Below are 18,565 nucleotides of genomic sequence, written 5' to 3'. Positions count from 1 at the left end.
GGGCTCTCCTTGGAAGAGGATTAGCTTATGTTATCAGTAGGTTCTTCAGGTATTGTTGCCTGGGCTAATAGTTCACCCATGCGGGTTGCTGAACCACTGCTTAAGTTCCCGGCTAACTGCACCTGATTTGCTGCAAACAGGTTAATAACGGTAGAGCCCAGTTTGAAGCGCCCCATTTCTTCACCTTTCTTTAAAGAGACCGCTCCGGTTGTACCTGCGTCAGGGTAAGCCCAGCGTTTGATAATACCTTCCCGTGGTGGTGTAACCGTCCCACACCAGGCCATTTCAATACTGCCGACGATAGTTGCACCAACCAGAATTTGTATCATTGGCCCAAATTGAGTATCAAACAGGCAAATGACCCTTTCGTTACGGGCGAACAGGTTTGGTACGTTGGCGGCAGTTAACGGATTGACGGAGAATAGATCACCTGGAACATAGATCATCTCTTTCAGTAATCCATCGCAAGGCATATGTACACGGTGATAATCTTTTGGTGATAAGTAAGTCGTTACAAACTGTCCATCACTGAATATATCTGCTAACTGATGATTGCCGGCTAGCAGAGCTTCAAGGGTATAGTGGTGCCCTTTGGCCTGAAGAATCTGGTCTGTACGGATATTCCCTAACTGACTGATAATGCCATCAGCAGGTAGTGCTAATTGATGTGCTTCGTTGACAACCGGGCGAACATCTTCTTTTAATGGGCGGATAAAGAATTCGTTGAATGTCGTATAGGCTGAAAACTCAGGCACTTTCGCTTCATTCATATTCACTTTATAAACCCGGGCAAACGCTTTAATTGCCAGTTGAGTCAACCAGCCCGCCTTTTTATTTGCAAACCAGCCTGCCAGATTCGTAATTCCCTGCTTCGGTAATAAATAATGCAACCTGATTTTAATGTTATCCAGCACGTCAACCTCTTGGATTTTATTTTATTGGCAAAATTAGACAAAAGGGGGTTATTGTACCTGTCCTTTTATTTAATGTCAGTTAGCTATCGTTATCTGTAAACGTCTTGCGTGGTTTAATTTGGTCCATGCTATCGAGAATACGGTGATAATTCTCAAAACGTTCTTCAGCTATTTCGCTATCTTCTACTGCTTTCCGTAATGCACATGCTGGATCTTCCCGATGTTTACAATCACGGAATTTGCAACTGCCTAGATAATCGCGGAATTCGATGAAACCCTGGGTGATCTGTTCTGGTGTTAAATGCCATAGGCCAAATTCCCGTACACCTGGAGAATCAATCACATCACCGCCATGTGGGAAATGATAAAGGCGGGATGCAGTGGTGGTGTGTTGACCTAAACCGGAAGCTTCTGAAACCTGATTGACCAGAATTTCTTCTTCATCTTCTGGCAGGAGCGTGTTCAGTAGACTTGATTTACCCACTCCGGACTGACCGGCGAAGATACTGATTCTGCCTGCGAGCATCTTTAGTAATTCTTCCATACCTTCGCCAGTATGGCTTGATAACTTTAATACTCTGTAGCCAATATTATGGTATGTGGACATGACTTCATTGACCCATTCACGGCTTTCTTCATCCAACAGGTCAATTTTATTCAGCACAATCAATGGCTCAATGCCCAGTGTTTCACAGGCAACAAGGTAGCGATCGATAATATTGAGTGAAAGTTCAGGGAGAATGGCTGACACAATAACTATCTGGTCAATGTTGGCGGCGATAGGTTTAATGCCATCATAGTAGTCAGGGCGTGTCAGTACAGAAGTCCGCTCGTGAACCGCTTCAACAATGCCATTTACTTTAACATCCGTTTGCGTTTGCAGCGAAGGACGCCATACCACTCGATCACCTGTGACTAGTGAACGGATCGTTCTGCGAATATTACAACGTTGTATAGAACCGTCTGTTGCCTCTACATCAGCATGTTGGCCGAAACGGCTGATAACCAGCCCTTCCTGAGGTTCACCTAACTGGCTATCATCCATTTCAGGTTTATTATCCTGTTTTTTCAGTCTGCGCTGATGATTTGCCTGTACCCGCCGTTGCTGGCCTTTGGATAATTTATTCTTAGCCACCGAACCTCACTTGTTCCATATTTATCGCTGCTATTTTTTAAAAGCGCTATGATACACCATTAATAAGAACTATCTCTCCAACCTAGGATATAACATGTCAAAAAGTGAGCATAATCTTATCTGGATAGATCTGGAAATGACGGGTTTAGATCCAGAGCGGGATCGCATTATTGAAATTGCGACAATTGTCACCGATGCAAATTTGAATATTCTGGCTGAAGGGCCGGTCATTGCGATTTATCAGTCTGATGAGCAACTGGCTCTGATGGATGAATGGAATGTGCGTACCCATACTGGCAGTGGGTTGGTTGAACGTGTTAAAGCAAGCAAAATAGATGATCGTGCGGCAGAGAAGGCGACGATTGAGTTTCTGGAACAATGGGTTTCTGCGGGGGCTTCACCTATTTGTGGTAATAGTGTTGGTCAGGATCGGCGTTTCCTGTTCCGTTATATGCCGGAGTTGGAAGCCTATTTTCACTACCGTTATCTGGATGTCAGTACATTGAAAGAATTAGCCCGTCGTTGGAAACCGGAAATTCTGGCGGGATTAAAAAAGCAGAATACTCATCAGGCACTGGATGATATCCGCGAATCAGTGGCTGAGTTAGCTTATTATCGGGAACATTTTATTCAATCGGAATAAAAAAGTTTTATTTTGTCCTCTGCTGGCTATGATGACGCAAGCTCAGTGTGACGATTATTAATCCGCATTGGTGTTTATTAAATCGCCATTTGACCGAAAAGTTTGTTTTTTTGCGTTGAAGGGGCTTGCGAGTGCAACGATTTTTCGTATAATGCGCTCCCCGTACCGGTGAAGAATTTTATTAGGTATGGCATACTGAAAGATATGCGGGAATAGCTCAGTTGGTAGAGCACGACCTTGCCAAGGTCGGGGTCGCGAGTTCGAGTCTCGTTTCCCGCTCCAAGTTTCGATTTGTAATCAGTATGTTATTTCAGGCTATCATTAGCCAATCAGTGACGCGGGAATAGCTCAGTTGGTAGAGCACAACCTTGCCAAGGTTGGGGTCGCGAGTTCGAGTCTCGTTTCCCGCTCCAAATTTCGATTTGTAATCAGTATGTCGTTTCAGGCTATCATTAGCCAATCAGTAATGCGGGAATAGCTCAGTTGGTAGAGCACGACCTTGCCAAGGTCGGGGTCGCGAGTTCGAGTCTCGTTTCCCGCTCCAATCCTTATTTTCATGCCGATAATCCAGAAGTGTCCTTTTCCTTTATCAATCCTATTTTCACTCAACAGAACCCGTCGTATGATGTCGTAAACATCGTCTTTAGGGCGGGGAGGATGTCAACTGTCTTTCTTTAACACAGGACTCGTAGGAAGGAGAAAGGCATGACCCTTTAGTCCCCAAAGTTTTTTCAACTTCTGCTTGCCAAACTTTTGAGGGTAGTACATAATGCACTCCTTCCAACGATGATGAATTTAAAAAATCTCTGTTGAATCAATAAGTTAAGTGGGATTCAGACGATTTGCTTCCCTCTCCAAGTTTTTTCCTCAATGATAATACTCGCTTATTTTGATTCGGTTTTTGAGCTATAGGGTTCGGTGCTGATTTCCATCTTTTATCCACAGAATAGAAAGTGATTTCTTGGTAAATAAGTATGGCACGTTAAAATTATCACACAGACTTATCCACAGGCTGTTTCCTTCGTCTCTTTCTGATCTTATATTTTGTAAAATCAATATTCCTTCTGTAAGTTATTGATATTTTTTCGGAATGGTCCTTTGTTAAGAAATGTCATACTGATCACTTGCGCTTTTTTTGAATATTGATCAGCAAGGGGTTTTTATTTTATTCACAGGAAAATTATCTGAATTTTTTGATATACTGCTAGGGTGGCTAATAATCAAGCATCTCTGGGTAAGCCTTTGGTTATCGCTCGGATAAGCCGTTTTTGTTGTGAAGTTTGTACATTGACAGTATTGGTTGCCCGGCGAATCATTTGTTGGTCAATAGCCCAATGAATATGCTCATCAAGCATTGTGTTTAATCCTAGTTTCTGTTGCAGAGACAGAACGATGTTGTCTTGATATGGTGCGTTTCCCAAGGCAACCGCAATATTGCGTAACCAGCGTAAATGACCAATCCGGCGGATTGCCGAACCTTCTGTTATTCGAAGGAATCTTTCTTCACTCCAATTGAATAAATCCAATAATTCCGGCGTATGCAATGTTGCCCGGGGGCTGAAATCATTTTCATCTGTTAGTTGGGAAAAGCGGTTCCACGGACAAATAATCTGGCAGTCATCACAACCATAAATGCGGTTTCCCATCAGTGGGCGAAATTCTTCAGGAATAACACCTTCCAATTCAATCGTCAGATAAGAAATGCAACGGCGGGCATCAATGGTATAAGGGGCGATAATTGCACCTGTTGGGCAGGTTGTCATACAGGCCACGCAACGACCACATTGCTCTTGTTGTGGTGTGTCTACAGGCAAAGGTAGATTAATCAGCAGCTCACCAAGGAAGAACCATGAACCAGCCTCTCTATTAAGGATAAGTGAGTGTTTACCAACCCAGCCTAATCCGGCTTTAGAGGCTAGTGGGCGTTCCATGATTGGTGCGGAATCCACAAAAGGCCGGAAATTAAGGATTCCTTGATATTCGAAGTCATGGCAATAGTCTTGAATTTGCTCCCCCAGTTTCTGAAGACGTTGGCGTAATAGTTTGTGGTAATCTCTTCCCAAAGCGTAACGGCTTATATAACCGAGTTCAGAATCACTGAGTGTGCTGGCAAAAGAGGCTTTGGCTGGGAGATAATTCATTCTTACACTAATGACGCTCAATGTTCCTGGCAGCAGTTCATTTGGGCGGGCACGCATCATGCCGTGGCGTTTCATCCAGGCCATTTCACCGTGATGCTGTTTATCCAGCCATTCCTGAAGTTTTGGCTCTTCTACTGATAAATCAGTATCGCAAATGCCAACTTGCTGGAAACCCAGAGAGAGGCCCCATTGTTTGATGTTTGTGACCAGAAGATTGAGATCGAGGGGAGTTGCCATGACGGAAATTAGTTTATGCTGCAATGATCCGCAGTGTAGCATAATCTGTTGCAGGCTAAAAATAGGCGTTTATCAATGAAACTGAGCAGAAGATGTTAAATGTTGATAATAGAGTTGTGTTAGGGTTATCGTTTTAGCTGATGAATTAATAAAATAACAGATATTATTCGATGAAAGAACTTGTTTTATCACTTCAAGATGAAGATGCGACGGTTTCCCTTGGAGGCGCGGTTGCGGCTGCCTGTCATCATGGCAGTGTAATTTATTTATATGGTGATTTAGGCGCGGGTAAGACGACATTCAGCCGTGGTTTTTTACAGTCCCTGGGCCATCAAGGGCATGTGAAAAGCCCAACCTACACTTTAGTGGAACCTTATGCTTTAACACCAAGGTCGGTTTATCATTTTGATCTATACCGGTTGGCTGACCCGGAAGAGCTGGAGTTTATGGGAATACGTGATTATTTCCATCAGGATGCCATTTGTCTGGTGGAATGGCCTCAGCAAGGAGAAGGTGTATTACCGGATGCAGATATTAAATTATATTTGAGTTACCAGCCCGAAGGGCGACAGGCACATTTTATTGCTTTGTCTGAATATGGTGAGAGTCTGTTAGATAATTTGAAATATTTATGAGGGATCACCCGACCATGATGCACCCTGTAGTTGCAAAAATGATAAAGAAATGGCAAATCAGTTTTAGGATAATTTGCTGGCTGTCTATCATGATGAGCAGTTTAGTGGTGGTAACAGCGACAGCGGCGACTTTATCCAATATTCACGTGAGTAACAGTGTCAGTGAATCCAAAGTGACGATGGTTTTTTCAGGTAGTCGCCCTGATTACAGCTTTTTCCCATTGCATTCACCGGAACGTTTAGTGGTAGATATTCATCAGTCAGGAAATATTATTGGTTTGCCAATGAATTTGCCGGGCCTGGATTTAGTGAGGAAAGTTCGCGCCAGTCAGGCACCTGATATACAAAAAAAACGTATTGTGTTTGAACTAAATAAGAAAGTGAAAGTCAACTCTATAGTGCAGCAGTCGGGTAGTGAATATCGGGTTATTTTTACCTTGCGGGCTTCCGGTACATTTGTCAGTAATCCTGTTTTCAGAGAAAGTTCACAAGTGGCAGCCAGTAAATCAGTCATGACTGATAATAAACAGCTGGTGACAAAAAAGGTGACGCCACAAATTATTTCCAAGGGGAATCAGCGGGTTGTTGTTGCTATTGATGCGGGACATGGTGGACAAGATCCTGGCGCGATCGGGCAACATGGACTGAAAGAGAAGAATGTCACTATTAGTGTCGCGCGCAAACTGGAAGCGCTATTGCGTAATGATCCTATGTTCAAACCTGTTCTGACCCGTAACGGAGACTATTTTATTTCTGTTGCTGGTCGTTCTGAGGTTGCGCGTAAACATAGCGCAAATATGCTGGTTTCTATTCATGCTGATGCTGCGCCTAATCGCAGTGCGCGTGGTGCTTCTGTCTGGGTGCTGTCAAACAAGCGTGCAAACAGCGAATTGGGTAATTGGCTTGAGCAGCATGAGAAACAGTCTGAATTATTGGGCGGTGCAGGCGATGCATTGGCAAATGGTGCAGATCCTTATCTAAGCCAGGCGGTACTGGATTTACAATTTGGTCACTCTCAACGGGTGGGGTATAACGTTGCAGTACAGGTTTTGAATGAGTTGCACAAAGTGGGTTCATTACATAAACGTTCGCCAGAACATGCCAGTTTGGGTGTGCTACGTTCACCGGATATCCCTTCAATTTTGGTAGAAACTGGATTTATCAGTAACTCAGCTGAAGAAGCATTGCTGGGTTCCAGTGATTTTCAGGATAAGCTGGCAAGCGCTATCCATCGTGGATTGCGCAACTATTTTCTGGCGCATCCATTACAGTCTGCACCTAAAGCAGCCAGGAAGTAAGGGTTAAATATGGCGATCAAGATTTTACCTCCTCAATTGGCAAACCAAATTGCTGCTGGCGAAGTAGTAGAACGTCCTGCATCAGTAGTCAAGGAGTTGATGGAGAATAGTCTTGATGCTGGAGCCAGCCGCATTGATATTGAAATCGAGCGCGGTGGAGTAAAACTTATCCGTGTCCGTGATAATGGTTGTGGAATCAATCATCAGGATCTTGCGTTGGCACTGGCACGTCATGCCACCAGTAAGATTGCCACACTGGATGATCTGGAAGCGATTATCAGTATGGGATTCCGCGGAGAAGCGCTGGCCAGTATCAGCTCAGTTTCGCGTCTGACATTGACTTCCCGTACTGAAGGACAGAATGAAGCCTGGCAAGCCTACGCTGAAGGACGGGATATGGACGTCACAGTGAAGCCGGCTGCTCATCCGGTAGGCAGTACTGTTGAAGTGTTAGATCTGTTTTATAATACACCCGCGCGGCGTAAATTTTTGCGAACAGAAAAAACGGAATTTGGTCATATTGATGAAATTGTCAGACGTATTGCGCTGGCGCGTCTGGATGTATCAATCAATTTGCATCATAACGGTAAGTTGGTTCGCCAGTACCGGCCGGCAAAAGAAGAATCACAGTATGAACGACGTTTGACTTCCATTTGTGGTACCGCTTTTATGCAGCAGGCGCTTGCTCTTTCTTGGCAGCATGGAGATTTATCCATCAAGGGATGGGTTGCGGATCCGATGAATGCGGCGGCGAGTGGAGATATTCAATATTGCTATGTTAACGGACGTATGATGCGTGATCGTTTAATTAATCATGCTATCCGTCAGGCTTATCAAGATTTGATCAAGGGAGAACAGCAGCCGGCTTTTGTTTTGTATCTGGAGGTTGATCCGCATCAGGTGGATGTTAATGTACATCCGGCGAAGCATGAAGTTCGCTTCCATCAGGCTCGTTTGGTACACGATTTTATCTATCAGGGGGTCACTGCCGTATTAAAACAGCGCGGAAGCGGCGTTGAGCTGGATATGGCATGTTGTGAACCTGCGCCGGTCTGGGAGCCGGAAAACCGCCCATCAGCAGGAGAAAATCATTTTTCCCGGCAAAATAATGTCACATCTGCGGCAACTTCATCACCAAAAGAGGTTTTGTCAGGCGAGAAGAGGAGTACGGGGTTTTCCCGCAGTGGTGAAAACCGTCAGTATCATGGGGACAATGATCAAAAACCTCAGGGTGAGTTGTATCAGAAGCTGATGCAATCTGTGCCGGAACCCGAAGAGAAAAGAGAGCTGTTCCCGGCAAGAATCGCGCCTGTTATGGCAGCAAAAGTGACACCTGTTCCTGTTCAGGTTAAAAATAACAGTCATAGTTTTGGTAAAGTGTTGAGCATATATCTGCCATGCTACGCTCTGATTGAATCTCCGTTAGGTATTGGACTGTTATCTTTGCCAGTCGCTGAACGTTGGTTAAAACAAATACAATTGACACCAACGGAGCAAGGACTGAAACCACAACCTCTTTTGATCCCGCTGAAACTTGTTCTCAGTAAGGAAGAAGCTAGTGCTTTAAATCGTTATAGTGACTTATTAGGCTCTTTTGGTATCGAAGCGTCTGTATCTCATGGAAAAGCAACACTACGTGCTGTATCGTTACCATTGCGCCAGCAAAATTTGCCCAAATTAATTCCTGAATTGTTAAACTATTTGGCGCAGCAGCCATCAGCATCGGCAGAACAGATTGTAACTTGGCTTGCTCGTCATATTGGCAGTGAGCATGAAACGTGGAATGTTGCTCAGGCAATACAGTTATTGGCTGATGTTGAGCGGCTTTGCCCACAACTGGTAAAATCTCCACCAGATGGGCTATTACAATTAATTGATTTACAAGCAGTGGTGGCATTCCTTACTCATGAGTGATCAGAAAACTCAACATCTGCCAGCGGCAATCTTTGTTATGGGGCCGACGGCCTCAGGCAAAACAGCCTTATCTATCGCTCTGCGCCAGCATCTTCCGGTGGAACTGATAAGCGTTGATTCTGCGTTGATTTATCGTGGAATGAATATTGGTACAGCTAAACCGACAACAGAAGAGCGGGCGTTGGCACCTCATCGTTTGATCGATATTCTTGACCCTTCTCAGCCTTATTCTGCGGCTGATTTCCGTCAGGATGCGTTGAGGGAAATGGCGGAAATTACCGCTTCTGGGCGTATTCCTCTATTAGTTGGCGGAACTATGCTCTATTTCAAGGCATTACTTGAAGGTTTATCCCCTCTGCCTTCTGCTGATCCGGTTATTCGTGCGCAAATAGAGCAGCAGGCAGTAGAGCAAGGATGGAATGCATTGCATCAGCAGCTACAGAAGATTGACCCTGTAGCGGCGTTAAGAATTCATCCCAATGATCCACAGAGGCTTTCCCGGGCACTGGAAGTTTTTCTTATTTCAGGTAAAACTCTTACTGAACTGACGAGATTGTCAGGAGATGTGCTTCCTTACCGTGTCCATCAATTTGCTATTGCGCCGGCAAAGCGTGAGATCCTTCATCAACGTATTGAAGCGCGTTTTTATCAAATGCTTGAATCAGGATTTGAAGAAGAAGTTAAAGCCCTTTATGCTCGTAATGATTTGCATGTGGATTTACCTTCTATTCGTTGTGTTGGTTATCGCCAGATGTGGTCCTATCTTTCTGGCGAGATTAACTACGATGAAATGGTTTATCGCGGTATTTGTGCAACACGCCAATTGGCAAAGCGTCAGATAACTTGGCTCAGAGGTTGGGAGTCGGTTCATTGGTTGGAGAGTTCTCAACCTGAACAGGCTTTAAGCACAGTTATGCAGGTTGTTAGTGCATAGGTTTATTGATTGTGTACAATTGATGAGTACCAAAGCGCAATTTTTGAGTAGTTCATTTTTTCGAACCTCTAGGTTCTTAGTTAAAAACAACAAAATAAGGAAAATATAGAATGGCTAAGGGGCAATCTTTGCAAGATCCGTTCCTGAACGCATTACGGCGTGAAAGGGTCCCGGTTTCTATTTATTTGGTCAATGGCATCAAATTGCAGGGGCAGATTGAATCTTTTGACCAGTTTGTCATTTTACTGAAAAATACGGTTAGCCAGATGGTTTATAAACACGCTATCTCGACTGTTGTGCCTTCCCGTCCAGTTTCTCATCACAGTAGTAATACGGGTGTAGGGGCAAGTGTAGGTAATTACCACTCTGGTGGAGCTTCCGCTCCGGCAGCACAACAGGAAAGTGATGGCGCTGAATAAGCTTAAGAACGGTAACAAAATGAAGAAAAACATAGGTAGGGAGACTTTACCTATGTTTTTTCCTATAGTTTTTTACTCAGCCTGAGAGGTCTCACCTTTGTTTGAGCGTTATGAAGGCGGTGAACGAGCCGTTGTGGTGCACATTTTCTTCTCGCAGGATAAAGACACAGACAATCTCAGTGAGTTTGAATCACTGGTAACTTCTGCTGGTGTAGTTCCTGTTCAAATTGTCACAGGGAGCAGAAAAGCACCTCATCCGAAATATTTTGTCGGAGAAGGTAAGGCTGAGGAGATCGCTGAGGCGGTACAGGCTAGTGGTGCTGATGTTGTTCTGTTTAATCATACTCTTAGCCCTGCTCAAGAGCGTAACCTTGAACGGCTCTGTCAGTGTCGTGTGATCGATCGCACTGGTGTGATTCTGGATATTTTTGCTCAACGGGCGCGGACTCACGAAGGGAAGTTGCAGGTGGAGTTGGCACAGTTACGCCATTTTTCTACCCGTCTTGTCCGGGGATGGACTCACCTTGAACGTCAAAAAGGTGGGATTGGTCTAAGGGGGCCGGGGGAAACTCAGCTTGAGACAGATCGGCGTTTACTGCGGGATAGGATCCGCCAGATTCTGGGCCGCCTTAATCGGGTTGAGAAGCAGCGTGAACAGGGGCGTCAGGCGCGGAATAAGGCGGATATACCGACGATTTCTTTGGTGGGATATACCAATGCCGGGAAATCAAGCTTATTTAACCGCATGACTTCCGCTGAGGTCTACGCAGCTGATCAGTTGTTTGCAACGCTGGATCCAACGTTGCGGCGGATTAGAGTTGATGATGTTGGCACGGCGGTGTTGGCTGATACTGTTGGTTTTATCCGTCATTTGCCTCATGATCTGGTTGCGGCATTTAAAGCAACATTGCAGGAAACCCGGCAGGCAACACTATTGCTGCATATCGTTGATGCTGCGGATAGCCGCATTGACGAAAATATTGCCGCAGTTGACGGTGTACTGGAAGAAATTGAAGCTCATGAAATTCCGGTACTGCTGGTGATGAATAAGATTGATATGTTGGGAGACTTCACACCGCGTATTGATCGCAACGAAGATAACTTACCGGTCAAAGTTTGGTTGTCGGCGCAAACCGGTGAAGGTATCACGTTGTTGTTACAAGCGTTAACGGAGCGTCTTTCGGGTGAAATCGCACACTACGAATTGCGCTTGCCGCCAGAAGCGGGTCGTTTACGCAGTTGCTTCTATCAACTTCAGGCAATAGAGAAAGAGTGGATAGAAGAGGACGGCAAAATTGGTATTGAAGTGAGAATGCCGATTGTTGACTGGCACCGTCTGTGCAAACAAGAACAGGATTTGTTTGATTATATCGTCTGATGTGCTTGTCAGATGAATATCTGAAAACTTGTGTGATTGAGAGCTGGCTTGTTTACAAGCGGCTCTTGGCCTGAAAAACCAATCATAAAAGAATGGAGCTAAAACATGGCGTGGAATCAGCCCGGGAACAACGGACAAGACCGCGACCCGTGGGGGGGGAGCAAGAATAATGGCGGCAACTCCGGCGGGAACAAAGGTAGTCGAAACCGTGGGGCATCTGATCTCGACGATCTGTTCCGTAAGCTGAGTAGTAAACTCAGTGGTTTCGGTGGGAATAAGGGTGGTAATGGCTCTGGTCAGGGGGCAAAATTTGGCGGGCGTATTGTTAGCCTTGCTGTTGTCGCGATCGTCGTGATATGGGCCGCCAGTGGTTTCTATACGATTAAAGAAACAGAACGTGGTGTTGTTACCCGTTTGGGTAAATTGAGTCATATTGTGCAGCCAGGTCTGAACTGGAAACCAACGTTTATTGATGAAGTTGTTCCGGTCAACGTGGAATCTGTTCGTGAACTAGCGGCATCGGGTGTGATGCTGACTTCCGATGAAAACGTTGTTCGCGTGGAAATGAACGTTCAGTACCGTGTGACTAATCCAGCCGCTTACCTGTATAGCGTAACAAGCCCTGATAACAGCCTGCGTCAGGCAACAGACAGCGCAGTTCGCGGGGTTATCGGCAAATACACTATGGATAAAATTTTGACTGAAGGTCGTACCATTGTACGTAGTGATACCCAGCGGGTACTGGAAGAAACGATTCGTCCATACAAAATGGGTATTACGCTGCTGGATGTCAACTTCCAGACTGCCCGTCCACCGGAAGAAGTAAAAGCGTCATTTGATGATGCGATTGCTGCCCGTGAAAATGAACAGCAGTACATTCGTGAGGCGGAAGCTTACGCTAATGAAGTTCAGCCACGTGCAAATGGTCAGGCTCAACGATTAATCGAAGATGCTAAGGCTTATAAAGCGCGTGTGGTACTGGAAGCGCAGGGTGAAGTGGCGAGTTTTGCCAAGATGCTGCCTGAATATAAAGCAGCACCGGAAATTACCCGTGAGCGTCTGTATATTGAAACTATGGAAAAAGTACTGAGTAATACCCGCAAAGTTATTGCTAATGAGAACAGTAATAACCTGATGGTTCTACCATTAGAGCAAATGTTCCGTAGCGATGCAGTCAGTGGTAAAACGGCCGTGGAAAGTCAGTCTGGTAATACATCTACTTCCAGCCCACGCATTACTCGCCCGACAGCACCCTTAAGTTCAAACCGCACAGATAATCTGCGTAACGATACTGTCAGAGTAGGGAGATAATAATCATGCGTAAGTCATTCATCGTTATTATTGTCGCTGTACTGGTGGCTTTGTATACCTCAGTGTTTGTTGTGCATGAAGGACAGCGCGGTATTGTTCTGCGTTTCAGCAAAGTTGCCCGTGACGCGGAAAATAAACCGATCGTTTATGCACCGGGTTTGCACTTTAAAGTGCCATTCATTGAAACAGTGAAAACACTTGATTCCCGTATCCAGACTATGGATATTCAGGCGGACCGTTTCCTGACCAGTGAAAACAAAGACCTGATTGTCGATTCTTACCTGAAATGGCGCATTATTGACTTCAGCCGTTACTATCTGGCTACCGGTAATGGTGATATTTCTCAGGCTGAGGTTCTGTTGAAGCGTAAGTTCAGTGACCGTTTGCGTTCTGAAATTGGTCGTCTGGATGTTCGCGGCATTGTGACTGATTCCCGCGGGAAACTGACTACCGATGTTCGTGACGCCCTGAACAAAGGGACGACTGACGGTGAAGCAGCAGCGACCAGTGAAGCTGATGATGCGATTGCATCAGCGGCGGCTCGTGTAGCGAAAGAAACTGCGGGTAAACAACTGGCTATTAACCCGAACAGTATGGCTGCTCTGGGGATTGAGGTTGTTGATGTGCGTATCAAACAGATTAACCTGCCATTGGAAGTTTCAGAAGCTATCTTCCAGCGTATGCGTGCAGAGCGTGAAGCGGTAGCCCGTCGTCACCGTTCTCAGGGTCAGGAAGAAGCAGAGAAATTGCGCGCAACATCGGATAAACAAGTGACTGAAACATTGGCAAGAGCGGAGCGTGAAGCCCGTACTTTGCGTGGTTCCGGTGATGCAGAAGCCGCTAAACTGTTTGCGGATGCATTCAGCAAAGATCCTGACTTCTATGCCTTTATCCGTAGCTTACGTGCTTACGAGACAAGCTTCAGTGAAGATGGGAAAGATGTTCTGGTGTTAAGCCCCGATACTGATTTCTTCCGTTATATGAAAGCACCTGAAAAACGTGCAGTTCAGCATTGATAGATGTTTGAATATCTAAGTAAGGCCCGCATCAGGCGGGCCTTGTCGTGTCAGGAGGTCAACAAAAATAACGGATGTGATAAAAATTACTGAAAGGTGCGGAATGAGATGTTAGAATCCATTTTTAAGCAACCGAGTGAATTTTGAAATGGGTAAGAACGTTGTCGTATTGGGCACCCAATGGGGTGACGAGGGCAAGGGCAAGATCGTCGACTTGCTGACTGAACGAGCTAAGTATGTTGTTCGTTATCAAGGGGGCCATAATGCTGGTCATACACTGGTTATCAACGGTGAAAAAACCGTTCTCCACCTAATCCCGTCGGGGATCTTGCGTGAAAATGTTATCAGCATCATCGCAAACGGAGTCGTATTAGCACCGGACGCGTTGATGAAAGAGATGAACGCGTTAGAGTCCCGAGGTGTTCCTGTCCGCGAGCGTTTGCTTATTTCAGAAGCCTGTCCGCTTATTCTTCCGTATCATGTTGCGTTAGATAATGCCCGCGAAAAAGCACGTGGCGCAAAAGCAATTGGTACAACCGGCCGCGGTATCGGCCCTGCGTATGAAGACAAAGTTGCACGTCGTGGCCTGCGCGTTGGTGATTTGTTTGATAAAGAAGTATTTGCGGTCAAGCTGAAAGAAATTATCGAATATCATAACTTCCAACTGGTTAACTATTACCAAGAGCCGGCGGTTGATTACCAGAAAACTCTGGACGAAATCATGGCTGTTGCCGATATTCTGACGGGTATGGTTGTTGACGTTTCTGACTTGCTGTATAAAGCAACTCAGAAAGGTGAGCGGGTTATGTTCGAAGGAGCACAAGGCACTCTGTTGGATATCGACCACGGTACCTATCCATACGTGACCTCTTCCAATACCACGGCGGGTGGCGTTGCAACAGGCTCCGGTTTAGGTCCACGCTATGTTGATTATGTCTTGGGGATTATCAAGGCTTACTCCACTCGTGTAGGTGCTGGCCCATTCCCAACTGAGCTGTTTGATGAAACTGGCAATTATCTGCGTGAAAAAGGCCAAGAGTTCGGTGCGACTACGGGGCGTAGTCGTCGTACTGGCTGGCTGGATATCATTGCTATCCGTCGCGCAGTACAAATCAACTCACTGTCTGGCTTCTGTATGACCAAACTGGACGTACTGGATGGTTTGAAAGAAGTCAAAATTTGTGTTGGTTACCGTATATCTGATGGTCATGTGGTTGAAACAACGCCTCTGGCTGCGGATGACTGGGAAGGTATTGAACCTGTTTATGAGACTATGCCTGGCTGGGACGAAAGTACTTTTGGTGTGAAAGAATACAGTAAATTGCCTCAGGCGGCACTGAATTATATCAAACGTGTAGAAGAGCTGACCGGCATTCCGGTTGATATTATTTCTACAGGCCCGGATCGTTCAGAAACGATGATTCTGCGTGATCCGTTTGATGCTTGATTGTGTCACATAATCAGGTAAAGCCGGGCCTTTCAGCCCGGTTTTTTGCTATTTATTATGGTCTTTTTTGCGTAACTACCAGATGATTAACATGATTTCGGCCAATTCAAGGTATATAAGTTGAACAAATACTTATTTTTTTAATTTGTTCTCGGATATATTAGTTTATATCTCATTATCCAGAGGTTGATGTGCAGTTAACGAGTTTTACAGATTATGGCTTGCGCGCGCTAATTTATATGGCTGCTTTACCGCAAAATCGGATGACCAGTATTTCCGAAGTTACTCGTGTTTATGGTGTTTCTCGTAACCACATGGTGAAAATTATTAACCAGTTGAGCCACTTAGGATTAGTGGATGCTCTTCGTGGTAAAAACGGCGGTATTCGTCTGGGTAAGCCAGCAAAGGATATTAGAATTGGTGATGTCGTTCGTGCTCTCGAACCATTATCATTGGTTAATTGTAGTCAAGAATCTTGCCATATTACCTCTGCATGTCGTCTGAAAGTGATATTAAATCAGGCAATAGAAACATTTTTGAATGAACTGGATAAGTATACTTTAGCTGATATGGTTGAAGATAATATCCCCCTTTATAAGCTGCTTCTGACCGAATGAAGAAATGGCGCAAACAGCCTGCTGATGACAACGGAGGAACCGCCATGTCACAAGATCCTTTTTTGGAGCGCGAAGCAGAAAAATACGAATCTCCTATTCCAAGCCGAGAATACATCTTAGACATTATTTCTAGACACACTGTACCGGTAAATCGCCAGGAACTGGCACGAGAGCTGAATCTGGCTAACGATGAGGAGCTTGAAGCGTTACGTCGTCGTTTACGGGCTATGGAACGTGATGGTCAACTGGTTTTCACGCGCCGTCAATGTTACGCCTTGCCGGAAAAACTGGATTTATTGAAAGGTACCGTCATTGGTCACAGGGATGGTTATGGTTTTCTACGGGTAGAAGGCCACAAAGATGATTTTTATCTCTCTGCCGAGCAGTTAAAAATGGCGATTCATGGTGATGTTGTGCTGGCACAGTCATTACATTCAGATCGCAAAGGGCGTAGTGAAGCGCGCATTGTCCGTGTGTTGGAACCTAAGACCAGCCAGATTGTTGGCCGCTATTTTATTGACTCCGGTATGGGTTTTGTTGTGCCGGATGATAGTCGTTTGAGCTTTGATATCCTGATCCCGAAAGATGAAAATAGTGGAGCCCGCATGGGGAACGTTGTTGTCGTTGAGTTGACTACACGTCCAGCGCGCCGTATAAAAGCTGTCGGTAAAATAGTTGAAGTACTGGGTGAAAAGATGGGAACGAACATGGCAGTGGAAATTGCCTTGCGTACTCATGAAATTCCGCACAGTTGGCCGCCACAGGTGGCAGACCAAGTGGCTATCCTGAATGAGCAGGTGCCGGAATCCGCGAAAGAAGGCCGCGTTGATCTGCGTGATTTGCCATTGGTGACAATCGATGGTGAAGATGCCCGTGACTTTGATGATGCCGTTTATTGTGAAAGAAAACGAAGTGGCGGCTGGCGTTTATGGGTTGCTATTGCCGACGTCAGTTACTATGTTCGCCCACAAACAGCATTGGATACAGAAGCACGCAACCGGAGTAACTCAGTTTACTTTCCTTCTCAGGTTATTCCCATGTTGCCTGAAGTGCTTTCCAATGGTCTCTGTTCTCTGAATCCGCAGGTTGACCGCCTTTGTATGGTGTGTGAGATGACGGTTTCAGAGCAGGGAAAATTGTCATCCTATAAATTTTACGAAGCAGTAATGAATTCTCACGCTCGCCTGACATATACCAAAGTATGGCGTATGTTGCAGGGTGATGAAGAGCTGCGTGAGCACTATAAACCGCTGGTTCAGCATCTTGAACATTTGCATGGTCTTTATCAGGCGTTGGAAAATGCCCGTGAACAGCGAGGGGCTATCTCCTTTGAGTCAGATGAAGCTAAGTTTATTTTTAACGCTGAACGCCGTATTGAGCGAATTGAGCCGGTTGCCCGCAATGATGCCCATAAACTGATTGAAGAGTGCATGATCCTGGCAAATATTGCTGCTGCGCGTTTCGTGGAGAAAAACAGCGAACCGGTGCTTTACCGCATTCATGATCGGCCAAGAGAAGAGAGCATTGTTAATCTGCGCTCTGTTTTCGGCGAATTGGGGTTAACTCTGCCAGGTGGTATGCAACCAACACCAAAGGATTATGCGCAACTGATGCATCAAGTGGCTGAACGTCCGGATCATGAGTTATTGCAAACCATGTTGCTGCGTTCAATGAAACAGGCAATTTATGATCCGGAAAACCGTGGTCATTTCGGTCTTTCCTTGAGTTCTTATGCGCACTTTACCTCACCTATCCGCCGTTATCCTGATTTGGTGCTGCATCGGGCGATTAAATATCTGCTGGTGAAACAACAAGGTGTTGTTGAACACTGTGGGACACCGACAGGTGGATGGCACAGCGATATGGAGCATATGCTGCAACTGGGCCAACATTGCTCGATGGCAGAGCGCCGCGCAGATGAAGCAACGAGAGACGTCGCCGATTGGCTTAAGTGTGACTTTATGCAGGATCAGGTGGGCAATACCTTTACTGGAATTATCACTAGTGTGACCGGTTTCGGCTTCTTTGTTCGTCTGAATGATCTGTTTATTGACGGTCTGGTACATGTTTCCACATTGAATAATGATTATTATCATTTCGATAATGTTGGTCAGCGTTTAATTGGTGAGTTTTCTGGTAAAACTTTCCGGTTAGGAGATGAAGTTGAAATCCGTGTGGACGCTGTCCATATGGATGAGCGTAACATTGATTTTAAACTGCTCTCCGTTAGCCGGGAAGCCCGAAATGTGGGTAAGACAGCGCGTGACAGGGCGAAAAAAGCAGAACCTGGCCGTAGTAACAGTAAGAAAGGACGTAGTCATAGCAAAGAGGCTAACGTTGAACCCGATGGCGCTTTCCATAAAAAGAAATCTGGGGATAAGCCTAAAGGAGACAAGAAAAGGGGTAAGAACCTTTCAGCCAAGACACAGAAAATTGCTGCTAAATTCAAAGCCAAACGGGCTAAGAAAAGCACAGATAAATAATCAAAGGGCTATCCTGTTTCTTCAGGATAGCCTGAATATTTTA

Annotated in this window: 15 protein-coding genes and 3 tRNA genes; 15 read left to right on the top strand and 3 right to left on the bottom strand. The window is 45.4% G+C overall.

Going from position 1 to position 18,565, the window contains the following annotated elements; all coding sequences use genetic code 11:
* Window positions 1–20: 20 nt before the first annotated feature.
* The gene (gene asd, locus ACUN2T_RS24040; protein ID WP_445495401.1) at window positions 21–914 is read right to left on the bottom strand and encodes an archaetidylserine decarboxylase; all 894 of its coding nucleotides are present in this window, start codon (window positions 912–914) and stop codon (window positions 21–23) included.
* Between the two features lie 79 nt (window positions 915–993).
* Complete coding sequence (gene rsgA, locus ACUN2T_RS24035; protein ID WP_445495400.1) at window positions 994–2,049, bottom strand: small ribosomal subunit biogenesis GTPase RsgA; 1,056 nt, start codon at window positions 2,047–2,049, stop codon at window positions 994–996.
* Window positions 2,050–2,143: 94 nt separating this feature from the next.
* On the opposite strand from rsgA, the gene orn reads away from it, so the two are divergent.
* The 4 genes from orn (at window position 2,144) to ACUN2T_RS24015 (ending at window position 3,236) form a co-directional block, all read left to right on the top strand.
* Window positions 2,144–2,692 carry an oligoribonuclease gene (gene orn, locus ACUN2T_RS24030; RefSeq protein WP_445495399.1) on the top strand — a complete coding sequence of 183 codons (549 nt, stop codon included), beginning with the start codon at window positions 2,144–2,146 and terminating at the stop codon, window positions 2,690–2,692.
* Window positions 2,693–2,898: 206 nt separating this feature from the next.
* Window positions 2,899–2,974, top strand: a tRNA-Gly gene (locus ACUN2T_RS24025).
* A gap of 55 nt (window positions 2,975–3,029) precedes the next feature.
* Window positions 3,030–3,105 (top strand) — tRNA-Gly (locus ACUN2T_RS24020).
* 55 nt (window positions 3,106–3,160) lie between these two features.
* Window positions 3,161–3,236: transfer RNA gene (locus tag ACUN2T_RS24015), tRNA-Gly, on the top strand.
* A gap of 676 nt (window positions 3,237–3,912) precedes the next feature.
* On the opposite strand, the gene queG is transcribed toward ACUN2T_RS24015, so the two are convergent.
* Complete coding sequence (gene queG / locus ACUN2T_RS24010) at window positions 3,913–5,070, bottom strand: tRNA epoxyqueuosine(34) reductase QueG (RefSeq protein ID WP_445495398.1); 1,158 nt, start codon at window positions 5,068–5,070, stop codon at window positions 3,913–3,915.
* A gap of 170 nt (window positions 5,071–5,240) precedes the next feature.
* Between queG and tsaE the strand changes: the two genes are divergently transcribed.
* The 11 genes from tsaE (at window position 5,241) to rnr (ending at window position 18,522) form a co-directional block, all read left to right on the top strand.
* A complete protein-coding gene (gene tsaE / locus ACUN2T_RS24005; protein ID WP_445495397.1) occupies window positions 5,241–5,705 on the top strand; it encodes a tRNA (adenosine(37)-N6)-threonylcarbamoyltransferase complex ATPase subunit type 1 TsaE in 465 nt (154 codons plus the stop codon).
* Window positions 5,702–7,003: an N-acetylmuramoyl-L-alanine amidase AmiB gene (gene amiB / locus ACUN2T_RS24000; protein WP_445495396.1), complete on the top strand. Its 1,302-nt coding sequence runs from the start codon at window positions 5,702–5,704 to the stop codon at window positions 7,001–7,003. The genes tsaE and amiB overlap by 4 nt, the downstream gene beginning before the upstream one ends.
* Window positions 7,004–7,012: 9 nt before the next feature.
* A complete protein-coding gene (gene mutL, locus ACUN2T_RS23995; protein ID WP_445495395.1) occupies window positions 7,013–8,917 on the top strand; it encodes a DNA mismatch repair endonuclease MutL in 1,905 nt (634 codons plus the stop codon).
* Complete coding sequence (gene miaA, locus ACUN2T_RS23990; protein ID WP_445495394.1) at window positions 8,910–9,851, top strand: tRNA (adenosine(37)-N6)-dimethylallyltransferase MiaA; 942 nt, start codon at window positions 8,910–8,912, stop codon at window positions 9,849–9,851. The genes mutL and miaA overlap by 8 nt, the downstream gene beginning before the upstream one ends.
* A gap of 110 nt (window positions 9,852–9,961) precedes the next feature.
* Complete coding sequence (gene hfq, locus ACUN2T_RS23985) at window positions 9,962–10,270, top strand: RNA chaperone Hfq (protein ID WP_023044707.1); 309 nt, start codon at window positions 9,962–9,964, stop codon at window positions 10,268–10,270.
* 97 nt (window positions 10,271–10,367) lie between these two features.
* Window positions 10,368–11,648 (top strand): ribosome rescue GTPase HflX, encoded by a 1,281-nt coding sequence (gene hflX / locus ACUN2T_RS23980; RefSeq protein ID WP_445495393.1) that lies wholly within the window; start codon window positions 10,368–10,370, stop codon window positions 11,646–11,648.
* Between the two features lie 105 nt (window positions 11,649–11,753).
* Window positions 11,754–12,959: an FtsH protease activity modulator HflK gene (hflK, locus tag ACUN2T_RS23975; RefSeq protein WP_445495392.1), complete on the top strand. Its 1,206-nt coding sequence runs from the start codon at window positions 11,754–11,756 to the stop codon at window positions 12,957–12,959.
* 5 nt (window positions 12,960–12,964) lie between these two features.
* Complete coding sequence (gene hflC / locus ACUN2T_RS23970) at window positions 12,965–13,975, top strand: protease modulator HflC (RefSeq protein WP_445495390.1); 1,011 nt, start codon at window positions 12,965–12,967, stop codon at window positions 13,973–13,975.
* A gap of 148 nt (window positions 13,976–14,123) precedes the next feature.
* Window positions 14,124–15,422, top strand: coding sequence for an adenylosuccinate synthase (locus ACUN2T_RS23965; protein ID WP_445495389.1), 1,299 nt, complete (start codon window positions 14,124–14,126; stop codon window positions 15,420–15,422).
* A gap of 191 nt (window positions 15,423–15,613) precedes the next feature.
* On the top strand, window positions 15,614–16,039 hold the full coding sequence (gene nsrR, locus ACUN2T_RS23960) for a nitric oxide-sensing transcriptional repressor NsrR (protein ID WP_445495388.1): 426 nt from the start codon (window positions 15,614–15,616) through the stop codon (window positions 16,037–16,039).
* Window positions 16,040–16,083: 44 nt separating this feature from the next.
* Window positions 16,084–18,522, top strand: coding sequence for a ribonuclease R (gene rnr / locus ACUN2T_RS23955; RefSeq protein WP_445497971.1), 2,439 nt, complete (start codon window positions 16,084–16,086; stop codon window positions 18,520–18,522).
* Window positions 18,523–18,565: the final 43 nt, after the last annotated feature.

It is taken from the genome of Photorhabdus machadonis (genome assembly GCF_052657765.1).
Note: the sequence above shows the minus strand (reverse complement) of the source record. Positions and strands in the feature narration are given on the sequence as shown.